Annotated in this window: 22 protein-coding genes; 10 read left to right on the top strand and 12 right to left on the bottom strand. The window is 72.4% G+C overall.

Translation table 11 applies throughout. The features are described 5' to 3' along the window. Positions 1-102: 102 nt before the first annotated feature. Positions 103-900, bottom strand: a complete 798-nt coding sequence (locus PYR72_RS36305; RefSeq protein ID WP_275459227.1) for a methyltransferase domain-containing protein — start codon at positions 898-900, stop codon at positions 103-105. Between the two features lie 309 nt (positions 901-1,209). Here PYR72_RS36305 and PYR72_RS36300 point away from each other — a divergent pair, with 309 nt between their 5' ends. Then, the gene (locus tag PYR72_RS36300) at positions 1,210-2,337 is read left to right on the top strand and encodes a magnesium and cobalt transport protein CorA (protein ID WP_275459226.1); all 1,128 of its coding nucleotides are present in this window, start codon (positions 1,210-1,212) and stop codon (positions 2,335-2,337) included. A gap of 129 nt (positions 2,338-2,466) precedes the next feature. On the opposite strand, the gene PYR72_RS36295 is transcribed toward PYR72_RS36300, so the two are convergent. Both PYR72_RS36295 and PYR72_RS36290 read right to left on the bottom strand, forming a co-directional pair. Continuing rightward, positions 2,467-2,895 carry a CBS domain-containing protein gene (locus PYR72_RS36295; RefSeq protein WP_275459225.1) on the bottom strand — a complete coding sequence of 143 codons (429 nt, stop codon included), beginning with the start codon at positions 2,893-2,895 and terminating at the stop codon, positions 2,467-2,469. 131 nt (positions 2,896-3,026) lie between these two features. Beyond that, on the bottom strand, positions 3,027-3,668 hold the full coding sequence (locus PYR72_RS36290; RefSeq protein ID WP_275459224.1) for a uridine kinase: 642 nt from the start codon (positions 3,666-3,668) through the stop codon (positions 3,027-3,029). A gap of 116 nt (positions 3,669-3,784) precedes the next feature. Here PYR72_RS36290 and PYR72_RS36285 point away from each other — a divergent pair, with 116 nt between their 5' ends. The 3 genes from PYR72_RS36285 (at position 3,785) to PYR72_RS36275 (ending at position 6,755) form a co-directional block, all read left to right on the top strand. Continuing rightward, entirely contained in the window at positions 3,785-4,468 is a 684-nt protein-coding gene (locus PYR72_RS36285) for a DUF2293 domain-containing protein (RefSeq protein WP_275459223.1), read from the top strand. Between the two features lie 153 nt (positions 4,469-4,621). Then, positions 4,622-5,101: an anthrone oxygenase family protein gene (locus PYR72_RS36280; protein WP_275459222.1), complete on the top strand. Its 480-nt coding sequence runs from the start codon at positions 4,622-4,624 to the stop codon at positions 5,099-5,101. 166 nt (positions 5,102-5,267) lie between these two features. Next, the gene (locus tag PYR72_RS36275; protein ID WP_275459221.1) at positions 5,268-6,755 is read left to right on the top strand and encodes a glutamate synthase subunit beta; all 1,488 of its coding nucleotides are present in this window, start codon (positions 5,268-5,270) and stop codon (positions 6,753-6,755) included. Between the two features lie 101 nt (positions 6,756-6,856). Here PYR72_RS36275 and PYR72_RS36270 read toward each other — a convergent pair whose 3' ends face one another. Then, positions 6,857-7,336, bottom strand: coding sequence for a carboxymuconolactone decarboxylase family protein (locus tag PYR72_RS36270; RefSeq protein WP_060879320.1), 480 nt, complete (start codon positions 7,334-7,336; stop codon positions 6,857-6,859). A 47-nt stretch (positions 7,337-7,383) separates the two neighbouring features. Between PYR72_RS36270 and PYR72_RS36265 the strand changes: the two genes are divergently transcribed. Next, positions 7,384-8,796: a PLP-dependent aminotransferase family protein gene (locus tag PYR72_RS36265; protein ID WP_275459220.1), complete on the top strand. Its 1,413-nt coding sequence runs from the start codon at positions 7,384-7,386 to the stop codon at positions 8,794-8,796. Positions 8,797-9,212: 416 nt separating this feature from the next. Here PYR72_RS36265 and PYR72_RS36260 read toward each other — a convergent pair whose 3' ends face one another. From PYR72_RS36260 to PYR72_RS36250, 3 genes are all read right to left on the bottom strand, one after another. After that, positions 9,213-10,016: an SAM-dependent methyltransferase gene (locus PYR72_RS36260; RefSeq protein ID WP_275459219.1), complete on the bottom strand. Its 804-nt coding sequence runs from the start codon at positions 10,014-10,016 to the stop codon at positions 9,213-9,215. 91 nt (positions 10,017-10,107) lie between these two features. Continuing rightward, on the bottom strand, positions 10,108-10,398 hold the full coding sequence (locus PYR72_RS36255) for a DUF397 domain-containing protein (protein WP_013004472.1): 291 nt from the start codon (positions 10,396-10,398) through the stop codon (positions 10,108-10,110). Between the two features lie 9 nt (positions 10,399-10,407). Then, positions 10,408-11,268: a helix-turn-helix transcriptional regulator gene (locus tag PYR72_RS36250; protein ID WP_275459218.1), complete on the bottom strand. Its 861-nt coding sequence runs from the start codon at positions 11,266-11,268 to the stop codon at positions 10,408-10,410. A 293-nt stretch (positions 11,269-11,561) separates the two neighbouring features. On the opposite strand from PYR72_RS36250, the gene PYR72_RS43010 reads away from it, so the two are divergent. From PYR72_RS43010 to PYR72_RS36235, 3 genes are all read left to right on the top strand, one after another. Then, a complete protein-coding gene (locus PYR72_RS43010) occupies positions 11,562-12,503 on the top strand; it encodes an ATP-binding protein (RefSeq protein ID WP_343245550.1) in 942 nt (313 codons plus the stop codon). Continuing rightward, a complete protein-coding gene (locus PYR72_RS36240) occupies positions 12,494-12,964 on the top strand; it encodes a hypothetical protein (protein WP_059084885.1) in 471 nt (156 codons plus the stop codon). The genes PYR72_RS43010 and PYR72_RS36240 overlap by 10 nt, the downstream gene beginning before the upstream one ends. A gap of 232 nt (positions 12,965-13,196) precedes the next feature. Next, positions 13,197-15,173, top strand: a complete 1,977-nt coding sequence (locus tag PYR72_RS36235; protein ID WP_275460615.1) for an ABC transporter ATP-binding protein — start codon at positions 13,197-13,199, stop codon at positions 15,171-15,173. Between the two features lie 2 nt (positions 15,174-15,175). On the opposite strand, the gene PYR72_RS36230 is transcribed toward PYR72_RS36235, so the two are convergent. After that, positions 15,176-15,361, bottom strand: coding sequence for a hypothetical protein (locus PYR72_RS36230; RefSeq protein ID WP_037693204.1), 186 nt, complete (start codon positions 15,359-15,361; stop codon positions 15,176-15,178). Between the two features lie 276 nt (positions 15,362-15,637). Next, positions 15,638-17,743, bottom strand: coding sequence for an FUSC family protein (locus PYR72_RS36225; protein WP_275459217.1), 2,106 nt, complete (start codon positions 17,741-17,743; stop codon positions 15,638-15,640). A gap of 349 nt (positions 17,744-18,092) precedes the next feature. Here PYR72_RS36225 and PYR72_RS36220 point away from each other — a divergent pair, with 349 nt between their 5' ends. Then, positions 18,093-18,506 carry a RidA family protein gene (locus PYR72_RS36220; protein ID WP_275459216.1) on the top strand — a complete coding sequence of 138 codons (414 nt, stop codon included), beginning with the start codon at positions 18,093-18,095 and terminating at the stop codon, positions 18,504-18,506. A 45-nt stretch (positions 18,507-18,551) separates the two neighbouring features. On the opposite strand, the gene PYR72_RS36215 is transcribed toward PYR72_RS36220, so the two are convergent. Further along, complete coding sequence (locus PYR72_RS36215; protein ID WP_275459215.1) at positions 18,552-19,340, bottom strand: aspartate/glutamate racemase family protein; 789 nt, start codon at positions 19,338-19,340, stop codon at positions 18,552-18,554. A gap of 2 nt (positions 19,341-19,342) precedes the next feature. Beyond that, positions 19,343-20,821 carry an NCS1 family nucleobase:cation symporter-1 gene (locus PYR72_RS36210; RefSeq protein WP_275459214.1) on the bottom strand — a complete coding sequence of 493 codons (1,479 nt, stop codon included), beginning with the start codon at positions 20,819-20,821 and terminating at the stop codon, positions 19,343-19,345. Positions 20,822-21,012: 191 nt separating this feature from the next. Here PYR72_RS36210 and PYR72_RS36205 point away from each other — a divergent pair, with 191 nt between their 5' ends. Next, positions 21,013-21,723 (top strand): GntR family transcriptional regulator, encoded by a 711-nt coding sequence (locus PYR72_RS36205; protein WP_275459213.1) that lies wholly within the window; start codon positions 21,013-21,015, stop codon positions 21,721-21,723. A gap of 91 nt (positions 21,724-21,814) precedes the next feature. Here the strand turns inward: PYR72_RS36205 and pip are convergent, their stop codons facing one another. Further along, positions 21,815-22,774 carry a prolyl aminopeptidase gene (gene pip / locus PYR72_RS36200; RefSeq protein WP_275459212.1) on the bottom strand — a complete coding sequence of 320 codons (960 nt, stop codon included), beginning with the start codon at positions 22,772-22,774 and terminating at the stop codon, positions 21,815-21,817. Positions 22,775-22,835: the final 61 nt, after the last annotated feature.

Raw genomic sequence — 22,835 nt, 5'->3', positions numbered from 1 at the left:
GTGGTCCTGTGGCGCGCGCGGGTGGGCGGACGGTAGGGCCGTGTCCGTGACTCACGGGTCATGGGGGCCTCTGGGGCGCCGGGTACGGGGTCCGGACGTTCGCTACGCCTTCCGGCCCCAGGCCGAGATCAGCGGCGGGGCGGCGACGTCCAGAGTGCCGGAGGCGACGTCGGCCAGGTGCCGGTCGATCTCCTCCTCTGTGGCGAGGTTCGCCGTGACGAGCGCCGCCCGCAGCCGGCCGACGGTCGTCGACTCCAGCGCGGCACAGGCGGGTGAGGCCACGGGGAAGTACGCGTCGGCCCCCACACCGCGCAGCCCCGCCGCGCGCAGCAGGCGCGGGAGCCGGCGGCCGTGCGCCGGGTCGATACCGCGTTCGACGAGCAGCGTGCGGACGGCCTCGCGGAGCCGGTTGGCCAGCTGCTGCTCGGGGCCGGACTCCTCCAGGCAGGCCAGGGGCTGGAGAGCCGGGTCGGCGTCCTCGATCAGGAGCCGTCCGCCGGGGCGCAGGGACCTGATCATCGACAGCAGCGCGTTCTCGCGGTCCGGCACATGAGCCAGGGCGAGGCGGGCGTGGACGAGGTCGAAGCCGTCACCCGGTGGCTGGTCGACGCCCAGGTGGTGGACGAGGGCCTCCACCGGTGGGCGGGTGACCGAGGGAACGGCCCAGGAGATGTCGGTGTCGGTCGCGATGACCTTGCCGGTCGGTCCGACCTTCTTGGCCAGCCAGGAGACCACGGTGGTGCCACCCGCGCCGACCTCCCAGCAGCGCCAGCCCGACCCCAGGCCGAAGCCCTCCATGTGCCGGAACGTCGTGGGGTCGAAGAGCGTGGCGAAGGCGTCGGGGCCCTGGCCCGTCTCGGCCCGCCGTTGGTCGAGGAGATACCCGTCGGTTCGCATCATGGAGAGATCATCCCATTTGACCGACTTGTCACCGATGGCGACGCTCCAGCGGCACGCGAGGCAGCCCGACGGCGACCGGATCCGGCGGGCCGGACGGGGGCGGTCGAACGAGGGCCGCGGGACGAGAACGGCCGGACGAGGACGGCCGGACGAGGACGGCAGACCGGAACGTTCGGACCGGCAGGCCCGTCTACAAACGAAGTGGAGCGTTCCGTTCCCACAGCCTTACCCGGCACTCGTCCGGCCCTGGCAAACTGGCGCGACAGGGCACGAAGTGCGGTGCGAGGGGATTCACGCGAGGAGATCCAGATGTCCATGGCAGGGAATCTGCGGAAGGTCACCGGCCTCGACAAGGTCGGTGGTCTCCGCAGGATGGCACGGCTGGCCCGACGGCGTCCCCGCGTCGACCTCAGCCATCCCGCCCGCTCCCCACTGGGCACCTCGGTGGTGAACTGCGTGACGTACCACAAGGGTGTCCGCTCCCCCGGCGGCCGCGATGTCGTCGAGGCCGTCAAGCAGGTCCGCAAGCACGACCACGGCTTCGTCTGGCTCGGACTGCACGAGCCGACGCAGCGGGAGTTCGCCGGCATCGCCGAACTCTTCGACCTGCACCCCCTGGCGGTCGAGGACGCGGTCGAGGCGCATCAGCGTCCCAAGCTGGAGCGCTACGGCGACACTCTGTTCGCGGTGTTCAAGACGGTCTGCTACGTCGAGCACACGGAACTGACCGCGACCAGCGAGGTGGTGCACACGGGCGAGATCATGGTGTTCGTCGGCACCGACTTCGTGATCACGGTCCGGCACGGGCGGCACGGCTCGCTCGGTCCGCTGCGGGAGGAACTGGAAGCGAACACCGAGCAGTTGGCGAAGGGGCCGGCCGCGGTGCTGCACGCGATCGCGGACCACGTGGTCGACGACTACCTGAACGTCACGGACTCGGTCCAGACGGACATCGACCAGGTCGAGACGGATGTGTTCGCCGCCAACGGCGCGCGCGTCGACCCGGGACGGATCTACCAGCTCAAGCGCGAACTGCTCGAACTGAAGCGGGCGGTGGCCCCGCTCGCCCGCCCGCTGCTGGAACTGACGTCACGGCCGATCCGGGTGGTGGAGCCGGAGATACAGGCCTACTTCCGGGACGTCTCCGACCACCTGCTGCGGGCCACGGAGCAGATCGCCGCGTTCGACGAACTGCTCAACTCGATCCTGCAGGCACACCTGGCGCAGGTCAGCGTCGCGCAGAACGAGGACATGCGCAGGATCACCGCCTGGGCGGCGCTGATCGCCGTGCCGACGATGGTGTGCGGGGTCTACGGCATGAACTTCAGGTACATGCCCGAACTGCACTGGAAGTTCGGCTATCCGCTCGTCCTGGGAGTCATAGCCATGGCCTGCGCCACCCTCTACCGGGGATTCAAGCGCAACGGGTGGCTGTGACCCTCGGAGGGAAACGGGGACGGCGCGGCGGCACATAGGTCGTCGGACGGCCGGATCGGGCGGACGGATCGGGCGGACGGAGGTTGGTCGGACGGCCGGCTCGGTTGGTCGATCGGTCGGTCGGTCGGATCAGGGCGCTGTGGTCTTGGCGTACACGCTCTCGACCCACGCGGCGATCTGGTCGTCCGACAGATGACGGGCGAGGTCGGCCTCGCTGATCATGCCGACGAGCCGCTTGTTCTCGATCACCGGAAGCCGGCGGATCTGATGCCCCTTCATCTCCTCCAGCACCTCGGCGATGTCGGCGTCGGCGTCGATCCAGCGAGGGGTTCCCTTGGCCATCTCGCCCGCCGTGATCGTCGACGGGTCGTGGCCCAGGGCGACACAGCCGACGACGATGTCGCGATCGGTGAGGATGCCGCAGAGCCGTTCGTTCTGGTCGCTGATGGGGAGTGCTCCGACGTTCAGCTGACGCATCAGCTGCGCGGCGCGGTCCAGGGTCTCGTGAGCGGGGATCCACTGGGCTCCGCGGTGCATGATGTCTCCGGCGGTGGTCATGTGGTACCTCCCGGTGCCGGACGGCCGGCGCGGCGCAGGAGGCACCGCTGGTCCCGGCGCCCTTCATTCTTGCCGCGACCGGAGCGAAGCGCACTCGCAGAGGCTCACCCCCGCCACGTGGGACGCGTGCGTCAGCCGTTCCAGGCCGGGTGGCGCGGGTCGTCTGCGCGCACCAGCACATCCGCGGCGGCGGCGGGGTCCGTCTCGGCCTCGTAGCGCTCGAACGCGGGGAGCGTCCAGTGCTCGCGCTCGGGGGTGCGGCGGCGCAGGGCGCCCGAGGAGAGGAGGACGTGGACGGTCAGGTCGAAAGGGAACCAGTGCTTGAGGAGGAGAGGTCCGTGCGTCAACAAGATGGTGCCGGGCGGGAGTTGCACGTACGGGCTCCGGGTCGCCCGGTCGGTGGTGGGATCCCAGAGATCGGGCAGGACCCGCCCCGTGCCACCGGGGTCGAGAGGGCCGAACACCTCACGCCACAGGGCGGCGGTGTCGAACCAGCCGTCGTAGTAGGCCTCCACGTCCTCGTGGCCGTACTCGAACCGGAGCGAGGCGGGCCGGAGGAACCCCTCGGTGCCCACGACGAGCGAGGGCCTGCCGCGTATGCGCAGGGCTTGCGACACCCGGTCGGCGAGATCTCCCGGGCGGGCGGCCGGGGCTCCGTCGAAGGCGATGCGTGGCCAGGGCGATCCGTCGTCCGGCTCCAGGTCGACGATGCGGTCGGCAAGGAGGTCGCCGAGCCGTTCCCAGGTGATCGCTTCGAATCGCACACGGCCCATGATGCCGCGCCCGTCAGACCGCACCCGGGCCGGTCGGGACCCCGGGCCGCGCGCGGAGCCGGACGCCGCCTCGACGACGGCGTGACCGTGCGGCCACCAGGGGGAATGAACCGCGTATGGCAGCGCTCGCTACTCCCCCGCACCGTACCGGGATCGTCGTCGTGCAGGCACTCAGGAAGAAGCACTGCGCCGAGTGCCGGAGCGGACCGGTGCCGATGCTGGTGCTGGAGGAGGGCGCGCCGCGCTGCCTGGACTGCGCGGACCTGGGGCACCTGGTGTTCGTGCCCCGCGGTGACACCGCACTCACGCGGCGGGCCCGGGAGGAGAGTGCGCTGTCGGCGGTGGTCGTACGGTTCAACCGGCGCCGGAGCCGGTATGAGCGCCAGGGAGTCCTGGTCGAGGACGCCGCGCTCGCCCGCGCCGAGGAACGGTGCCTGGCGGACGCCGAGGTGCGGCGCCGGCGTCGGCTGCGGGACGCGCGGCGGCGGGCGGTGGAGGACGTGCGTTTCACGGACGCGTTCGCGGCGGAGATACGACGGCTGTTCCCCGCGTGTCCGGACGGGCGCGCCCAGGAGATCGCCGCCCACGCGTCGTTGCGCGGCAGCGGCCGCGTCGGTCGCAGCGCGGCCGGCCGCGCGCTGACACAGGTCGCGGTGACCTCCGCCGTCATCGCGTCCGTACGGCACGTGGACACGCCCTACGACCGGCTGCTGATGACCGGCGTGCCTCGGCACGAGGCGCGACGACGGATCGCGGGGGCGGTGGAGGCGAAGCTGCGGGAGTGGCGGGGGGTGGGGTGAGGGGGCGGGGTGGGAGGGGAGGGGGAGGGGGAGGGCCCCCTCCCCTCCCCCGGCGCCTGCGACTGTGACCGTGACCGTACGGATGTTCACTTGTGGTGACAGTGGGTGCGGGGCAGGATCTTGGGGATTCGGGGGATCGAGGTGGGAGCGGACATGGTCGATGGGCCGTACTTCGTGCTGACGGTGCTGGGGCTGCTCGGGACGGCGATCGTGGCGGGGGTGTTCTGCGGGTTCTCGACGTTCGTGATGAAGGGGCTGGCGTCGTTGCCTCCCGCGCAGGGTGTGGCGGCGATGCAGGCGATCAATGTGAGCGCGTTGACTCCGGCGTTCATGCTCCTGTTCGTGGGGACGGCGGTGCTGTGTGCCGTGCTGGCGGTGGTGACGTTCGTGCTGTGGCCGGATGAGGGCAGGGTGGAGCTGCTGCTGGGGAGCGCGCTGTATCTGTTCGGCTGTTTCGGGGTCACGATGGTGGCGAACGTGCCGCGCAACGAGACGCTCGCCGGGCTGGACGCGGGTACGGCGGAGGCCGCGTCGTACTGGCGTGAGTACGTGAGCCTGTGGACGGCGTGGAACACCGTTCGGGCGGTCGCGTCGGCCGGGTCCGCCCTGGCGTATCTGCTCGCGCTGGCCTGAGGCGGGGGCGGCGGGCGCGTCGTATCGTGGCGGGGAGAGAGTGCCGCCCGACGGCGCGTACGGCCTCGCGCTTCGCGCCCCCAGCCCCTGGTGCCGGTCCAGTCCGTCGGCTGCTGCCGTGCACGGCCGTAGCCGTACGCGTACGTCATACGTGAGGGAGACGGCCATGGCCGATCCCAAGGGTTTTCTGACCACGCCGCGCGAGGAGTGGCCCCGTCGTCCTGTGGAGGAGCGGGTGCGGGACTGGGACGAGGTGTATGTCCCGGGGGCGCTTCTGCCGATCGTGAGCCGGCAGGCGGACCGGTGCATGGACTGCGGGATCCCGTTCTGTCACGACGCCTGTCCGCTGGGGAATCTGATCCCCGAGTGGAACGACCTGGTGTCGCGGGAGGACTGGCGGGCGGCGAGCGACCGGCTGCATGCCACGAACAACTTTCCGGAGTTCACCGGACGGTTGTGTCCCGCGCCGTGCGAGGCGGGTTGTGTGCTGGCGATCAACCAGCCCGCGGTGACCATCAAGAACGTGGAGGTCGCCATCGCGGACCGGGCCTGGGCGGACGGTTTCACGCCGCCGCGTCCGCCGGACCGGCTGTCGGGGAGGACGGTCGCGGTCGTCGGCTCCGGGCCCACGGGGCTGGCGGCGGCGCAGCAGCTGACGCGGGCCGGTCACACGGTGGCCGTGTACGAGCGGGCGGACCGGATCGGGGGGTTGCTGCGGTACGGGATCCCGGCGTTCAAGATGGAGAAGCGGCATCTGGACCGGCGGTTGGAGCAGATGCGGGCGGAGGGCACGAAGTTCCGTACGTCGACCGCGGTGGGGAGGGATGTCGGGGCGGCCGAACTGCGGGCCCGGTACGACGCGGTGGTGATCGCCACGGGGGCCACGGCTTGGCGTGAACTTCCGGTTCAGGGACGGGAGTTGGGCGGTATTCATCAGGCGATGGAGTATCTGCCGCTGGCGGACCGGGTGTGCGAGGGGGATCTGGAGGTGTCGCCGCTGTCGGCCGCCGGGAAGCATGTGGTGATCGTCGGGGGTGGTGACACGGGGGCGGACTGTCTGGGGACGGCGGTGCGGGAGGGGGCCGCGTCCGTGACGCAGCTGGACATCTATCCGCTGCCGGAGGCGGAGCGTGACGAGGATGTGGAGCCGTGGCCGACGTATCCGAAGATCTACCGGCTCTCGGCGGCGCACGAGGAGGCGCGTGATCTTCGGTCGGCGCCGGCGGCGGACGCGGACGCGCGGCTCTTCGCGGCGTCCACGCTCCGGTTCACGGGGGACGCGTCGGGGCGGGTGAGGGCGTTGCATCTGGTGGAGGTCGACGGAGGGCGGCGGGCCCGGCCCGGTACCGAGCGGACACTGCCCGCCGATCTGGTCCTGCTGGCGTTGGGTTTCTCCGGGCCGGACCGTGATGACGGGCTGGTGGAGCAGCTGGGGCTGACGCTTGATCCGCGCGGGACGATCACGCGGGGGCCGGATTTCGCGACCACCGTGCCCGGTGTGTACGTGGCCGGGGACGCGGCGCGTGGGCAGTCGCTGGTCGTCTGGGCGATCGCCGAGGGGCGTGCGGTGGCGGCCGCGGTGGACCGGCGGCTGACGGGTACGGCGCGCCTGCCTGCTCCGATAGGACCGTACGACCGGCCCATGACGGCATGACGGGCGAGACGGCATGACGGGCGAGACGGCATGACGGCGTGATGGCGTGATGGCGTGACGGCCCGACCGGTTGGGGGCCGTACATGCCGGGACCGGGCTGTTCAGCGGGTGTCGGTGCCGGCTCGTTTGGCGGTGGCGAGGGCGATGCGGTTCCACGTGTTGATGGTGAGGATCAGGGCGAGGACGTGGGCCAGTTCGGTGTCGTCGAAGTGGGCGGCGGCTTCCGCGTAGACGTCGTCGGGGACGCCGGTGTCGGCGACGAGCGTGACCGCTTCGGTGAGGGCCAGAGCGGCCTGTTCGCGGGCGGTGAAGAAGTGCCGGGCCTCTTTCCAGACCGGGATCATGTGCAGCCGGTCCTCGCTCTCGCCGGCCTTGCGGGCGTCGGTGGTGTGCATGTGGAGGCAGTAGGCGCAGTGGTTGAGGTGGGAGGCGCGGATCTGGATGAGTTCCACCAGGGCCGGGTCGAGGCCCTCGCGGGCCGCCGCGTCGAAGCCGACGAGGGCGCGGAAGGCGGTTCGGGCGGACTTCGCGAAGTCGAGGCGGGGAAGTGCGGTGGCGGGGCCTGTCGTGTTCGTCGTCATGACCATGAATCTATGGCGCGGAAAGACCTCCTGTAGGGTGCACTTCCATGGCGGATTCGTGGGTCAATTCGGCGGAGCGGATCGGGGCCGATCTGCATCTGGAGCTGTCGGGCGGGGGTGGGCGGCGGGCGGCGTTGATCCGGGCGTTGCGGGACGCGGTGCGGGGTGGGCGGCTCGCGCCGGGGACCCGGTTGCCTCCGTACCGCTCGCTGGCCGCGGATCTGGGGGTCGCCCGGAACACGGTGGCCGACGCGTACGCGGAGCTGGTCGCGGAGGGCTGGCTGACGGCGCGGCAGGGCTCGGGTACGCGGGTCGCCGAGCGGGCCGAGCCGTCGGGTGTTGCCGCGCGGCGGCCGAGGGAGGTGCCGGCCCGGGCGCGTGGGCCCCGGCACGATCTGCGGCAGGGCGTGCCGGACGCGTCAGCGTTCCCGAGGGCGGCCTGGGCGGCGTCGTATCGCAGGGCGTTGACGCGGGCGCCCAACGAGGTGTTCGGGCCGGGTGATCCTGCCGGGCGGGTCGAGCTGCGGGAGGCGCTGACCGAGTATCTGGCGCGTGCGCGGGGCGTGCGGACCGGGCCGTCGCGGATCGTGGTCTGTTCCGGTTTCGCGCACGCGTTGCGGCTGCTGTTCCAGGGGCGGGTGCTGCGGGGGCCGCTGGCCGTGGAGTCGTACGGTCTGGGTTTCCATCGTGAGCTGCTGTCGGCGGCCTCGGTCCGGACGGTTCCGTTGCCGCTCGACGAGGACGGGGCCGGGGTGGACGGGCTGGGCCGGGAGCGGGCCGTGCTGCTCACTCCGGCGCATCAGTTCCCGACCGGGGGTCCGCTGCATCCGGTCCGGCGGGCGGCTGTCGTGGACTGGGCACGCGCGCGTGGCGGGCTGGTGCTGGAGGACGACTACGACGGGGAGTTCCGTTACGACCGTAGGCCCGTCGGGGCGTTGCAGGGGCTGGATCCGGAGCGGGTGGTGTACATCGGTTCGGTGAGCAAGAGCCTGTCGCCGGCGTTGCGGCTGGGGTGGATGGTGCTGCCGGAGCGGTATGTGGGTGCCGTGCTGGAGGCGAAGGGGGAGCGGGAGGCGTGGGCGAGTGTGCCGGAGCAGTTGGCGCTGGCGGACTTCGTGGTCTCCGGGGCGTACGACCGTCATGTGCGGCGGATGCGGCAGCGGTATCGGGCGCGGCGTGACCGGCTCGTCGCGGCCCTCGCCGCGCAGGCGCCGCACATCGAGGTCACCGGGATCGCCGCCGGGCTGCACGCCGTGCTGCGGCTGCCGCCCGGGACCGAGCGGTCCGTGGTGAGGGCGGCGGTCTGGCGGGGGGTCGCGCTCGACGGCCTCGCGGAGTTCCGGCATCCGGGGGCCGTGGGGGACGCGCCGGACGGGTTGGTGGTGGGGTACGCGACGCCGCCGGAGCATGCGTACGGGGCGGCGGTGGAGGCGTTGTGCGGGGTGTTGCCGCCGGGGTGAGAGGGGCGCCTCCGGCGTGTGTGTGCGGAGCGCCCCCGGCGTGCGTGGGCGGGGCGCTCCCGGCGTGCGTGGTGCGGGGCGCCTCCCTGTGCTGTGGGCCGGGTGGGGAGGTCAGGGTGGCGGGGTGATCGCCGGTGTGCCGGAGTCTCTCGACGGCCTGATCGCGGGGGTTCCCGGTCGCCAGGCTTCCGGCACACCCGAACGCGCCCCGGCGCCCCGGCGCCCCTGCGCCCTCCGCGCCCCAGGCACCCACTCCCCCACGCACCCGTGCCCGGCGATCACGCACCCGTGCGCGGGGGACACCTTCCCGGCGGCGGCGATCACGTCCCCGCCGATCACGCGCCCGGCGTTCACATGCACGCGCGGCGCGTGCCGGGAGGCACGCGCCGCGCTCGTCGCAGGAGAATCCGCGAGCCTTACGGTTTGCGCGCCACCGCTCCGTAGCCGGGGATGATCCCGTCGTCCTGGCCGGGGACGGGGTCGCCGAGTTCGGGGTGCCAGTGCTGGGGGACCTCGACGCCGGGGTCGATCAGTTCGAGGCCGTCGAAGAAGCGGGTGAACTCCTCGCGGGAGCGCAGGGCCAGGGTGACGCCGGCGGCCTTGAGCTTCTCCGTGGCCGCCTCGGACTCCTCCGGGGTGAAGTCGGCGGTGGCGTGGGTGACGACCAGGTAGCTGCCGGAGGGCAGCTGGGACATGAGTCGTCGGACGAGGGTGTGTGCGCCGTCCTGGTCGGAGACGAAGTGGAGCAGTGCGATGAGGGAGAGCGCCACGGGCCGGGTGAGGTCCAGGACCTTTGCGGCGCCCTCGATGATGGCGTGCGGGTCGCGCACGTCGGCCTGCAGGTATTCGGTGCGCCCCTGGGGGGTGCCGCGGAGCAGGGCGGCGGCGTGGGCCAGCACGATGGGGTCGTTGTCGCAGTAGACGACGTTCGCGTCCGGGGCGACGCGCTGGGCGATCTGGTGGAGGTTCGGTTCGGTCGGGATGCCGGTGCCGATGTCGAGGAACTGGCGTACGCCGTTTTCCGCGAGCCAGCGTGTGGAGCGGTGCATGAAGGCCCGGTTGACCTGTGCCATCACCGGTACCCGGGGGTCGAGGGCCAGCATCTGTCGGCCCATGGCCTCGTCGACGGGGTAGTTGTCCTTGCCGCCGAGATACCAGTCGTACATGCGTGCGGGGTGGGGCCTGCTCGTGTCGATCTCGACGGGGGGACTCCCGTTCATGACGGACTCCAGGGGAAGGTGCGGCGGTAGGTGATCAACTCAAGGCCAACTTAGGGAAAACGGCTGAACAACAGGGAGTGCGCAACAGGCCTCAGGAGAGGAGGAAGTCGGCCACCCCCGCCTTGGCGCCCTGGATGAAGGCGTTCATCTCGTCGGGTGTGTAGATCAGCGCCGGTCCGTCGGGGTCGGTGGACTGCCGTACGGCGATGCGGCCGTCGGCGAGTTTCATGGCCTCCAGGCAGTTGCCGCCGTTGCCTCCGCTCCAGGGCTTGTGCCAGCCCTCGCTGCCGAGTTCCCTCGCGGGCATGCCGTTGTAGACGCGTGTGCGCGACTGCTTGCGCGTGCGCGGCTGCGACTGCGGCTGCGACTTGATGTATTCCATTCGGTGTCTTCAGAGCTCCTTGCGGAGATCCCGGAGGATCTCCTTCGTGCGTTGTGCCGTGGCGGCCTGCGCCGCCATGCGGTCCATGACCTCGAGGTGGGTCGCCACCTCGGAGCGGTCGTCCAGATAGACGGCGCCGGTCAGGTACTCGCTGTAGACCATGTCCGGGAGTTCGGGCATGGCGAAACGGAACAGGACGAACGGCCCGTAGGTGCCGGGGTGCGGTCCTGTGTCGAAGGGGGCGACCTGGAGGGTCACATGTGTCATTTCCATGGCCTCCAGCAGTCGGTCGATCTGCGCGCGCATGACGGCCGGTCCTCCGACGGAGCGGCGCAGGACGGTCTCGTCCATGACGCACCACAGCCGGGGTGCGTCGTCACGGGTGAGCAGTTCCTGCCGTTGCATGCGCAGGGCGACGTGGCGTTCGATGTCGTCGGGCTTGGTCTGGCCGATCGCGCCCGAGGTCATGACGCCACGCGCGTAGTCCTCGGTCTGCAGCAGTCCGGGGACGAAGTGGGGGTCGTAGCCGCGGATGAGGCCGGCGGCGCCCTCCAGGCTGACGTACATGGAGAACCAGCCCGGCAGGATGTCGTGGTAGCGCTGCCACCAGCCGGGTTTGTTGGCGTCCTCGGCGAGCCGGACGAAGGTCTCGGCCTCCTCGTCGGCCACTCCGTACGCCTTGAGCAGGAGCTGGAGGTAGGGGATCTTGAGGGCGACCTCGGCGGTCTCCATGCGGCGGACCGTGGCGGCCGTGACGTGCAGGATGCGTCCGGCCTCCTCGCGCCGGATGCCGGCGCGCTCGCGCAGGTCCAACAGGCGTCGGCCCAGCACGACCTGGCCGACCGTCGGCGCGGACCGCGGCTCGCTCATCTCGCCCCTCTCCGTCTCTGAACTCTGCGCCGGCCTGTGTCGGACGGGCGGCGTGTCCGGTCTTGCGGTCCCGGCAGCCGGGCGGCGCCTTGGGGGGTCGCGTGCCACGCGGGTCCGTGTACACACATGAACACTGTGCGTGCTTATGAATGTTGTGCGAGGGATTTCCAACTGGCGCCGCTACACGTGCTGTTGCGTGCAGTGTGCCATGAGCGTTCAGAGAGTCATACGGCACTCTGCAATTTTCAGAGTGACACTTGCCAAGTGTTCACGGCGGGGCGATAGTGGCAAGCGTGATTCCGCCCCCTGCGCCGTTAGGAACAGACGCCGCCGGAGACCGTGTCGGTCCCGGTCCGGCCGCCGGGGCGCGCCCCGAGACCATCGCCGAGCGCCGGTTCCGCTTCGAGCTGGCCGCGCACCCGGGTGCCGTGGCCCAGGCCCGGCGTGTGACCCGCACCCAGCTCACCGGCTGGGCCGTCTGCGAGGACGCCTGCGACACGGCCGCACTGGTCGTGTCGGAGCTGGTGACCAACGCGATCGTGCACACCGCGAGCGCCCAGATCGTCTGCGAGCTGGTCGACGGCGACGAACTGGTGCGCATAGCGGTACGGGACGAGGGCTGCGCGCCCGGTGAGCCGCACCCCTCGCCGCAGCGTCCGGAGGAGGAACACGGCAGAGGGCTGCTCCTCATAGAGTCGATGTGCCGTTCCTGGGGGGCACAGCCGGTGGGTCTGGGCCTGCTGGTGTGGGCGGACGTGCCGCGCGGGCTGGTCCCGGACGCGGTCTCCCCCGGCCCGGGCACGAGCGCGGTCGTCGTCACGGGTCCGGCCGCGAGCGCGGACACCGCGGCGCGGTCCGATCTGGGCTGGGGCGCGAAGAAGCCGCCGACGGAGGACCGGGACGGTGAGCCGGAGGCGTTCCGGCTCCCGGGTGCCGGCGGCCCCGACGAAGCCGGGGCCCGCGGAGGCACCGCGCCCCGCCGTAGTGCCGAGGTCCGCAGGAGCACCGAGTCCTGTGCGGCGGGCGACGCCCGCCGAGGCGCGGAGGGCCGTGCGGGTGGCGACGTCCGCAAGGGTGCGGACGTCCGCGCGGGTGGCGAGGTCCGCCGGGGCGCCGAGGTCCGCAGGGGCATCGTCGGTCTCGCCGTGGCCGGGGGCCGTGCGGGTGCGGAAAGTCGTACGGAAGTCGAGGTCCGGCCGGAAGTCGGACGGTGGTCGGGGGCCGAATGGGTGTGAGCGCGTCGATCGGTCCCGCTCGGCCCCCCGGTGGGGGCAGAGTGGCTCGCGTGGTGAGCCTCGACACCCTGACCCGACTGCGCCGCGCCCAGCGAACCGCTGCGACGCCCCGCCCCCTCGCCCTGCCCGAGGGCATGACCGCGCCGATGGGCTGTGACGCGGTGGCCGTCCCGGCCCGCTTCGGGCCGCTGGTCCTGCCCCGGCTGCCCCGCGTGGGCTGCGTCTACGCCGACCGGGCGCACTGGTGGTGGATCGTGCCCGCCGACTCCGACTACGCGCTGCAGTGGCCCGCGCCGGTGCGCTACACCACCGGAGCGCTGGTCCCCGACGGCGCGGACGTGCCCGGGCTGATCCTGCGGCCGGAGGGTGCCATCCCGTACACCCCGCCGATACCGCTGTACCTGGCGTTGTGCCGGGTCACCGGGACGACTCCGTCGTGGTCCCGGACGATGACCGCGTAGCGCTCCGGCGACCGGGCCGCGCTCCAGCGGCCGAGCGGTGCTCCTCCTGCGCCCCCGCTCCCCTTCTCCCCTCCCCCCTTCGCCTCGCCTCCCCCCCTTCGCGCCCCGCGTGCTCCGGGCGGGTGGGGTCGCTTCGTCGCGCGCCCTGGCCGGGGGCCGGGCGCGCCGGGATAGTGGCCTGTCGGCGACGACTCGGGGGAGGCCGCGGGTGGGCACAGCGCGTGACGGGGACATGCCGGAGACGTCGGAGTCGGAGCTGCTGCTGTTCGGGGGGCCGCTGCGGTACGACATGGGCTGGTCGCAGCATGCGAACGCGTTTCTGGAGCTGAACTTCCGCGCGATGGTGCGGCGGCTGCCGTCGCTGCTCGCGTCGAGTTTCCGGTTGGCCTGGCAGGCAGACCGGTGGGCCGCCCGGACCGTACTGGCGTCCGAGACGGGCCGCGGTCTCGCCCAGGCGGTGAGTCTGCTCGCGATGAACGCGGTCCTGGCCCGGCTGATCGCGGACGGCACCGTCGAGCAGCGGCTGCGGGAGGCGGCCCCCGCGCTCGTCGCCATCGCCGCCGTGATGCTGGTGTCCACCCTGCTGCGGGCCGCGTCGACGTACGCGACGGGCCGGCTGGAGCCGAAGGTGGAGCGCGTCGCGACCGAGCTGTATCTGGAGCGGGCGGCGGCCGTGGAGCTGTCCGCGATCGAGGACGACGGTTTCCACAAGCTGCTCGACACCGCGAAGTACGGTGCCCAGTCGGCCCGCAGGATGATCAGCTATTCGGCGCGCGTGGTGAACGCGCTGATCTCGCTGATCGCGGCGGCCGGTGTGCTGACCGTGCTGCACCCGGCCCTCCTGCCGCTGCTGGTGACGATGACGCTGCCGAGCGCCTGGAGTTCCCTGACGATCGCCCGCCGCCGCTACACGTCCTTCCACGCCTGGGTGCAGCACGCGCGCGCGGGGTATCTCATCGGCTCCCTGCTGATCGAGCCGGAGGCGGCCCCGGAGATCCGGGTGCACGGCGTCGGCCCGTTCCTGCTGCGCCACTTCCGCTCCATGTCGGAGACGGCGGACGCCGAGCAGGCCCGGCTGGCCCGGCTGGCGGCCCGTACGGGCCTGTACGCGGCGCTGTGGACGGGGCTGGCCACCGTGGCGACGTACGCGACGCTCGGTGCTCTGCTGCTCGGCGGCGCGATGGCACTGTCGGTGGCGGGGACGGCGGTCATCGCCATCCGCACCGGTTCCGCGAGCCTCGACACCCTGGTGCTGGAGGTGAACTCCCTGCACGAGGAGGCCCTCTTCGTGGGCGACATGCAGCGCCTGTACGTGGAGGCCGCCAGGCGTGCGATCCCCGAGGGCGGTGATCCGCTGCCCGAGAACCCGCGGGAGATCCGGGTGGAGAACGTGACCTTCACCTACCCGGGCAAGGCCGCGCGGCCCGCGCTGGACGACGTGACCCTGACCGTGCCGCTGGGCAAGATCGTGGCGCTCGTCGGTGAGAACGGATCGGGCAAGACGACCCTGGTGAAGCTGCTCGCCGGGCTGTACGCCCCCGACCGGGGCAGGATCATGTGGGACGGCGTGGACGCGGCGCGCGTGGACCGGCGGCTGCTGGCCGAGCGCATCGCGATGCTCGCGCAGGACTTCAAGCGGTGGCCGTTCACGGCCCGCGTCAACCTGGCGATCGGCCGCCCGTCGGCACCGCTGACGGACGAACGGCTCGCCGCGTCCGTCGCTCAGGCCGGGGCGCAGGACGTCGTGGAGGACCTGCCGCGCGGGCTGGACACGCTGCTGGGCAGGGGGTTCAGCGGCGGGCACGAACTGTCGGGCGGGCAGTGGCAGCGCCTCGGGATCGCGCGGGCGGCCTACCGGCGCGGGCGCGTCCTGATCGTGGACGAGCCGACGGCGGCTCTCGACGCCCGCGCCGAGCTGGAGGTCTTCGAGAAGATCCGCGCGCTGGCGGGCACCGGTCAGACGGTCGTCCTGATCACGCACCGGCTGGCGTCGGTGCGCCACGCTGACCTCGTGCACGTCCTCGACCAGGGCCGCCTCGTGGAGTCCGGCACCCCGGACGAGCTGCTGGCCTCGGGCGGGGTGTACGCGGAGCTGTACTCGCTCCAGGCGGAGCAGTTCGCGGCGAAGGTGCCCGCGCCCGCGCGGGGCGCCACGACGGCGCCGGCCGGGACCTCCGCGACGAAGGTGCCCGCGCCGAAGCCGGGGTGAGGTCAGGCCGACGCGGTCACGGCGGTGTCGGCGCCGCGCACGATGACCAGGAACATGTCGGTCGCGATGTCCATCACGACCTCGGCCTGCTGCCCCTCGAGGCGGGCCGCGTGCGCCAGCTCCTCCGCCGGCCACGAGCCGCGCGGCCCACCGGCGGGAAAGCGCCCCAGCACCGTTCGCCCGTTCACGCTGCACCTCCATGTCCCGCTGCACCCGTGGTTCCGTGATCACGGCCGGGCAGCTTGTAGATTTAAACGCCAACCACGGGGTGAACGGCTCGGGAAGTGACGGTACTGAGACGTAGTTGACACGAGGTCAACGGCGGATCGTGAGGTACCTCTCGGAAACCACACATTCCGGTGACGCTACGTGCCGAATCTTGCGCTTATAGTCACTCCTCGCGCTCGTCGTGGGCAGCGGACTCCGGACCCCTCCCGCCCGATGCGCGGATCACGCCCGGCGCGTCAGCCGAGCCCCCGGCCGCCCTGCGCGCCGCCGACGCCCATGGCACCCGCCCCGCCCATGGCACCCGCCCCGCCCGTCGCACCCGCCCCGCCCGTCGCACCCGCCGCACCCGGCACCCCGGCCAGGTCCGGCGCCTCGGGAAGGCTGGGGCCGATGTGCCTGCGGTGGCGGGTGAGGTCGTCGAGGAGTGCGGTGAGGCGGTCGGTGTGGTGGCGGCTGAGGCGGCCCGTGTCGTCCAGATGCACGGCGCAGGCGGTGGTGGTGTCGACCAGTCGTTCGAGGACGGCGGCGACCTCGTCGGTGCCCTCGGTGTGCCGGGCCAGGGCGGGCAGTTCGGCACCGGAGAGGGCGATCGCCCCTCGGGCGCGGGCGAGCGCGCGGTACGCCTCGCGGCGCAGGGCCCAGCGTGCCGCCCGCTCGTCGGCGGCCCCCGGCAGGGCCGCGCCGACGGACACGGTGACTCCGTTGGGGGTGGCCGAACCGCGCGCCGGGGACGCCCCGTCCGCCCCGGAGCGGGCGCCCGGCGCGCGCGACTCGTCCAGGACGTGCGCGAGATAGGCGTACGCCGCTGTCCCCGCCTCGGTGAGCCGGGTGCGCACGCCCCCGCCGCGCTGCCCCTTCGGCATCGGCAGATGGCCGACGACGAGGACGATGGCGCAGGCCAGCAGCGTCTCGCCGATACGGCTCCAGGACGCCTGGGGGTCTCCGCCGACCATGACGAGGGCGAGGACGAGGACGGTGACGACGGCTGTCTGGGCGGCGAAGTGCCGGGTGGCGACGGGGATCAGCGCCCCGCTGACCGCGACGAGCGCGACGAGCCCTTCGGGCCGGGGCAGTACGGCGGCGAACCCGGCGAAGAGCACCGCGCCGAGCACGGTCCCCGCGGCCCGGCACAGCACGCGGGACACCAGCGGCCCCAGGTCGGGCTTGACGAGGAAGACGGCGGTCGCGGGCAGCCAGTACCAGTGCTCGTGGTGCAGCGCCTGCGCCACGGCCGCCGCCGCACCGAAGGACAGGGCGACCCGCAGCCCGTACTCGCGGCCGCCGGCCCCGAGGCCGAGCCGGAGCAGGGAGCCGAGCGTGCGGCGGCGGGTGTGCAGGGCGCGGGGATCACCGCCCCGGTCGAAGGTCTCGGCGGCGCGCAGGAGCGCGTCGTCGAGGGCGCGCAGCGCCGGCTCGACGGGGGCGCCGGCCGACGGACGGGGAAGGGCGCGGGGCAGGACGGGCGCGGGCAGCGGTCCGGTCGTGGTGTTGCCCCGTACGGCCGCGGCGAGCCGCCGGGGTCCTTCGGAGGCGCGGCCGACCACGGCGTCCCCGGCCCAGGCCAGCGCCGTCGCCGCCTCCGCCAGGGGCAGCGCGGCGGCGTACTGGGCGTGCAGCCGCCACTCGGCCGACGAGCCGGCGTGGCGCCGCAGCCGGGGGCCGGCGAGCGCGTCCTGGGCGTGGTCGAGGGCGGCGGTCAGCTCGGCCCGCCGGGCGGGCGCGCCGGGGGCGCCGACGGCGTCCAGCAGTGCGGCGATCGCGTCGTAGACGGCGGCGACGGCGTCCCGTTCGCCGTCGAAGCGGTAGTCACCGGCGGTGAGGACGGCGGGTGTGGGCAGGGCGAGGCGCAGGGCGAGCAGCCATCCGGCGCCGGCCAGGTAGGCGAGCGCCCGCTGCCAGCCCGTCTCCGGCAACGGCATGCCCGCGCCGACGGCGGCCGCGACCAGCAGTTGGGTGCCCGCTCCGGAGGCCACGAGTCCGACCGCGCTCATCCCGCCGGCGAGGAGTCCGAGTGCGGTGAGCAGCAGGGTGAGGACCACGGCGCCGGTGTACTGCCCGGCGTAGGTGCCGGCGAGCAGGCCGACCGCTCCCGCGAGCGCGGGCACCCCGAGGCGCTGGACGGCCACACGTCGGCTTCCGGGGCGGTCGTTGATCCCGGCGAGCATGGCGCCGAGCGCGGCGAGGACCCCGGCAGAGGGCCGGCCCAGCAGCACGGCGGCCAGCAGCAGCGGCCCGCCGGCCAGCGCCCCGCGCACCATCGCGTTCCAGGGCACCGGGCCTGTTTGCGCGCGCAGAGCATGGGCGAGCCAGGGTGGCAGGGCGGGGGCGGCGGGGCGGGACACGGGGCTCCTGTCGTCGGGTGAGGGCGGGGTGTGCCTTCGGGCGACGGTGGCCGGGGCGTGGGCGGGGGCGTGGACGCGGCGCGTGCGGTGCGGCGGCCCCGGTGGGGGCGCCGCGCGTCGTACCGGTTCTCGGTGCCCCCACGGTAGGTGCCCGGCCTGGAGGATATGGAACGCTCGTATTACCGCGATGTGACGATCGCTGCAGATGCCACGTTCTTTATGAACGCAATCGGCAGAGGCAGTGGGAGACAAGCACAGGCGGTCGGAGACCAGAGGTGGCCCGGAATTCGGATGCGGCCGTGGCGGGAGGTCCGCATCATCGACGGGTCGTCCATCACGAGGAGCCTTCATGATCCAGCGCACCACCGTCCCCGGTCTCTTCACGCCGCCCGTGTACGCGCACGCGTCCGTCGTCGAGGCCGGGACGAAGCTCGCGTTCCTCGCCGGGGCCGTTCCGCTGGACGCCGACGGGAAGCTGGTCGGGGAGGGGGACCCGGTACGGCAGGCCGAGCAGGTGCTGGTGAATCTCGGGGAACAACTGCGGGCGGTGGGCAGCGACTTCGAGCACGTCGTGTGCACCGACGTGTATGTCGTCAGCGGTGAGCCCGCGGCCCTCGCCGCGGTCTGGGACGTCGTCGAGGCGTCCGGCCTCAGCATCGGCCCCCACTCCTCGACCCTCCTCGGCGTGGCCTGCCTGGGCTACACGGGCCAGCTGGTGGAGATCACGGCGACGGCGGTGGTGCCGGAGCCCCCGGCCGCGTAGGCGAGGGCCCCGAACGGTGAGCAGGGCGCTTTCACCCCGCCCTGCTCACCCGCTTCCCGGTTCGGCCGGTTCGACCGGTTCAGCCGGTTCGACCGGTGCCACCGGTTCAGCCGGTTCGACCGACCCCGCCGCCCCCCAGCTCCTCCGCTTCGGCAGCGGCTTCGCGTACCCGCCCACGCGGCTGGTGTTGAGTCCCAGCGTCACCAGCGACTCGGCGAGCTTCACGGCCGCCGCGACCCCGTCGACGACCGGCATCCCCAGCTTCTCCCCCACCGTCCGCTGCAGTCCGGTCATACCGGCGCAGCCGAGGACCAGCACCTCGGCCCCGGCGTCGCGGGCGCGCTGTCCGGCCGCGAGGAAGGCGCGGGTGGTGCGGTCGGTGTCGGCGAGGTCGAGGACGCCCAGCCCGGTGCCGACGACCGCCGCGCAGTTGCGGCCCACTCCGGCGGCGTCGAGGCTGTCCTCGATCTGTCCGCGGGAGCGTTCGAGGGTGGTGACGACGCCGTAGCGACGGCCGAGGAGGCACGCGAGGTGGGCGGCGGCCTCGGTGATGTCGACGACGGGGACGTCCACCAGTTCGCGTGCGCCCTCGCGCCCGTGTTCGCCGAACCCGGCCATGACGACGGCGTCGTAGGGCTGGTCGTAGGTGCGCAGGGTGTCGAGGACGGCGGCTGCGGAGAGGTAGCTGTCGAGCCAGCCCTCCGCGGACTCGGGGCCCCAGGCCGGGGTCAGTCCGGTCACGGTGGTGCCCGGGCCTGCGGCGGCCCGGGCACCTCGCACGATCTCCTCGGTCATCCCCTGCGTCGTGTTGCAGTTCGTGACGACGATGCGCACGCTCAGCCCTCCACGGCTGCCGGTCCGGACGGGGCCGGGGCGGCGGCCCGCTCGTCCCGGCAGAGCACCGCGTACAGACCGGCGGACAGCGCGGTGCCGATGAACCAGGAGTAGGGGGCGACGTCACCGAAGGTCGGCACCAGGGCGAGGACCGCCGAGACCGCGGCGGCCGGCAGGAACGCCCACAGAGCCTTGGGGTTGACGCCCTTGCGGTAGTAGTAGCGGGAGCCGGGCGTCGCGTCGAAGAGCTGGTCGACGTCGATGCGGCCGCGCTTGACCCAGAAGTAGTCGAGCATGATGACGCCGAACAGCGGGCCGAGGAAGGCGCCCAGGCCGCCGAGGAAGTACTGGACGACGGTGGGGTTGGAGAAGAGGTTCCACGGGGTCACGACCAGTGCCGCGACCGTGCTGATCATGCCGCCGACCTTGAAGGTGATCTTCTGTGGCCAGACGTTGGCGAGGTCGTACGCCGGTGAGACGAAGTTGGCGACGATGTTGACGCCCATGGTGGCGATGGCGAAGGTCAGGGCGCCCAGCACGAGGACCCAGGTGTTGCCGACCTTGGCGACGAGTTCCGCGGGGTCGGTGATGGCCTCGCCGAACACCTCCAGCGAGCCGGCCGTGACGATGACCGACACGACCACGAAGGCGGTCGAGTTGATCGGCAGGCCCCAGAAGTTGCCGCGCTTGACGGTCCTGTAGTCGGGGGCGAAGCGGGAGAAGTCGCAGAAGTTGAGCATCAGGGTGCCGTAGGTGGCGAGGACGAGTCCGATCGCGCCGAACCACTGCCGCCACTGCTCGCCCACGGAGACCGGGTGGGGGGTGGTGGTGAGGGAGATGGTCCAGCCGGCCTTGGCGAGGATCCAGACCGCCAGCGCGATCATGACGAGCCAGATCGCGGGGCCGCAGAAGTCCTGGAACTTGCGGACGGACTCCATGCCCTGGCTGATGATCAGTGCCTGGATGAGCCAGAGGGCGACGAAGGTGCACCAGCCGAGCTGATGCAGGCCGAGGAAGGAGTTGTGCGTCCAGGACTCCAGGCCCGGCCAGGCGGCCATCAGCATGATGTTGACCGCGACGGAGGCGAGGTAGGTCTGGATGCCGTACCACATGATGGCGATCACGGCCCGGATGATGGCCGGGATGTTGGCGCCCCAGACGCCGAAGCTGATGCGGCTGACCACGGGGAACGGCACGCCGTGGCGCTGCCCGATCTTCCCCATCCAGTTCATCCCGATGTAGATGATCACGAAGCCGACGAGCAGCGAAGTGAACACCTGCCAGACGTTCATGCCGAGGACGAGCAGGCCCGCGGCGAACGTGTAGTTGCCGAGGTTGTGGACGTCGGACATCCACAGGGCGAAGAGGTCGAAGACCTTCCAGTTCCGCTTCTCGGCGGGGGCGAGGTCTTCGTTGGTGAGGCGGGGATCGGGGACGAACGCTGTGGTGCCGGTGACTTCGGCACGGTCGGCGAGGGACACGGAGCCTCCAGGAGCGTCAGGAGACGGGGTCGGGTGACGGGGAGGGGCGGCACCGGAGTGGGGGATCAGGGGAGCACCTCGACTGTTTGGTATACCAAACTGCGCTCATCGTCCTCCCGTCAACAGTTCTGACCGATGTCGTTGTTGTTAACGGTCGGTAAAAGCCCTCCGGAGTCGGCGAAGATTGCCCCATGAGCTCCCTGGCTCCGGAAGGAGCGAAGATCGAACCCCTGGGCGCGGTGCGTGAACGTGTGCTGGGCACGCTGCGGCAGGACATCATCGCCGGACGCCTGCGTCCGGGCGACCGGCTCGTCGAGCGCGAGCTGGCCGAACGCTTCGGGGTCTCGCGCGTCCCGGTCCGTGAGGCGATCCGCGCGCTGGTCGCCGAGGGCTTCGTCCACTTCGAGACCCCGCGCCGTACGGTCGTGCGCCGGCTGACCCGGGCGGACGTGGCCGAGCTGTTCGAACTGCGCGAGGCGCTGGAGGTGTACGCCGCCGGGCTCGCCGCCTCCCGCGCCACCGCGGAGTCCCTGGCGGAGCTGGCGGCGCTGCTGGACCGGGCGGCGGAGGCGACCCGCGCCGACGACGCCGAGACCATCACCGACATCAACACCCGCTTCCACGACCGCGTCCTCGCCATGGCCGGCAACAGTCTGCTCATCTCCGTCATGGAGCCGGTCGACGGCCGGCTGCGCTGGCTGACCAGGCAGAACACCGAGTGGCCGCAGCTGCTCACCGAGCACCGCGAACTGTACGACGCCATCGCCTCGGGCGACCCCGCCCGGGCCCGCGCGCACGCCCTCACCCATGTGCGGACCAACTACCGGTCGACGGTGCGGCATCTGTTCGGCGAGGACGGCACGGACGACGACGGCACCGGGGAGAGCGGCCTCGGCGCGTAGGGCGAGGAGGCCACGGGAACCACGGGCCGCGCGGGCCGAACAGGGAACGCGCTCGGCGGTCCGTGACCCCCGACGGCTCGGCCCCGCCGGATCAGCCCCTGGCGTACCGGTCCGTCGCCGCCACCAGCGCCTCGGCCAGGTCCGGGGCGCCCGCGTCGTGCCCCACGTCGTCGACGAGGATCAGCTCACTGTCCGGCCAGGCGTGGTGGAGGCGCCAGACGATACCGAGCAGGTTGCCGGGGTCCAGGCTGCCCTGGACGAGGGTGCCCGGGATGCCCGTGAGCAGCGGCGCGTCCCGCAGCACCACACCGGCTCCGCTGCCGTCGAGGAAGTGGCCGTTGCCCCAGTAGTGGGTGACGGTGCGGGCGAACGCGTAGCGGAAGACGGGGTCCTCGTAGCGGGGTACGGAGCGGGGCGGCTGCGCGGCGATGGCCGTCTCCCAGTCGGTCCAGGCCCGTGCGGCCCGGGCCCGCACCGCCTCGTCGGGCGACTCGATCAGCCGGTTGTAGGCGGCCGCGAGGTTCCCGTCCCGGTCGTCCTCGGGCAGTTCGGCGAGGAATCGTTCGAACGCCTCCGGGAAGTACTGTCCGAGTCCCCGGGTCAGCAGGGCGACTTCCGCGTCGGAGGCCGAGGTGACCCCCGTCAGTACCAGCTCCGTCACGGACCCCGGATGCGTCTGCGCGTACCGCAGGCCGAGCGCCGACCCCCACGACACGCCCCACACCAGCCATCGCCCGATCCCCAGGTGCCGCCGCAGCAGCTCCAGATCGGCGATCAGGCGCTCCGTCGTGTTGACGCTCATGTCGGTTTCGTACGCGCTCGCGGGCGGCGTCGAGCGCCCGCAGCCGCGCTGGTCCAGCAGCACGATCCGGTACGCCTCGGGGTCGAACAGACGCGGGAACCAGGCGTTGGCCCGGGACCCCGGACCGCCGTGCAGCACGACCGCCGGCCTGCCGCGCGGATTCCCGCAGACCTCCCAGTACACGCGGTTGCCGTCGCCGACGTCGAGCAGGCCGTGGTCGTACGGTTCGATCTCGGGGTACAGGGGCATCGCGCGACTCTAGACGGCCCGGGGCGCGGTCGGCAGCCGGTTTTCCCGGCCCCCGGACACC

This window comes from Streptomyces sp. VNUA24, assembly GCF_029167005.1.
Lineage (GTDB): Bacteria > Actinomycetota > Actinomycetes > Streptomycetales > Streptomycetaceae > Streptomyces > Streptomyces scabiei.
The sequence above is the reverse complement of the archived record's forward strand: the minus strand, read 5'-3'. Positions and strand labels throughout refer to the sequence as shown.

Bases quoted from the DNA above. Each gene is read 5' to 3' on its own strand.
- PYR72_RS36305 (WP_275459227.1), bottom strand. From the start codon at position 900: ATGATGCGAACCGACGGGTATCTCCTCGACCAACGGCGGGCCGAGACG.
- PYR72_RS36300 (WP_275459226.1), top strand. From the start codon at position 1,210: ATGTCCATGGCAGGGAATCTGCGGAAGGTCACCGGCCTCGACAAGGTC.
- PYR72_RS36295 (WP_275459225.1), bottom strand. From the start codon at position 2,895: ATGACCACCGCCGGAGACATCATGCACCGCGGAGCCCAGTGGATCCCC.
- PYR72_RS36290 (WP_275459224.1), bottom strand. From the start codon at position 3,668: ATGGGCCGTGTGCGATTCGAAGCGATCACCTGGGAACGGCTCGGCGAC.
- PYR72_RS36285 (WP_275459223.1), top strand. From the start codon at position 3,785: ATGGCAGCGCTCGCTACTCCCCCGCACCGTACCGGGATCGTCGTCGTG.
- PYR72_RS36280 (WP_275459222.1), top strand. From the start codon at position 4,622: ATGGTCGATGGGCCGTACTTCGTGCTGACGGTGCTGGGGCTGCTCGGG.
- PYR72_RS36275 (WP_275459221.1), top strand. From the start codon at position 5,268: ATGGCCGATCCCAAGGGTTTTCTGACCACGCCGCGCGAGGAGTGGCCC.
- PYR72_RS36270 (WP_060879320.1), bottom strand. From the start codon at position 7,336: ATGACGACGAACACGACAGGCCCCGCCACCGCACTTCCCCGCCTCGAC.
- PYR72_RS36265 (WP_275459220.1), top strand. From the start codon at position 7,384: ATGGCGGATTCGTGGGTCAATTCGGCGGAGCGGATCGGGGCCGATCTG.
- PYR72_RS36260 (WP_275459219.1), bottom strand. From the start codon at position 10,016: ATGAACGGGAGTCCCCCCGTCGAGATCGACACGAGCAGGCCCCACCCC.
- PYR72_RS36255 (WP_013004472.1), bottom strand. From the start codon at position 10,398: ATGGAATACATCAAGTCGCAGCCGCAGTCGCAGCCGCGCACGCGCAAG.
- PYR72_RS36250 (WP_275459218.1), bottom strand. From the start codon at position 11,268: ATGAGCGAGCCGCGGTCCGCGCCGACGGTCGGCCAGGTCGTGCTGGGC.
- PYR72_RS36240 (WP_059084885.1), top strand. From the start codon at position 12,494: ATGGGTGTGAGCGCGTCGATCGGTCCCGCTCGGCCCCCCGGTGGGGGC.
- PYR72_RS36235 (WP_275460615.1), top strand. From the start codon at position 13,197: ATGCCGGAGACGTCGGAGTCGGAGCTGCTGCTGTTCGGGGGGCCGCTG.
- PYR72_RS36220 (WP_275459216.1), top strand. From the start codon at position 18,093: ATGATCCAGCGCACCACCGTCCCCGGTCTCTTCACGCCGCCCGTGTAC.
- PYR72_RS36205 (WP_275459213.1), top strand. From the start codon at position 21,013: ATGAGCTCCCTGGCTCCGGAAGGAGCGAAGATCGAACCCCTGGGCGCG.
- pip (WP_275459212.1), bottom strand. From the start codon at position 22,774: ATGCCCCTGTACCCCGAGATCGAACCGTACGACCACGGCCTGCTCGAC.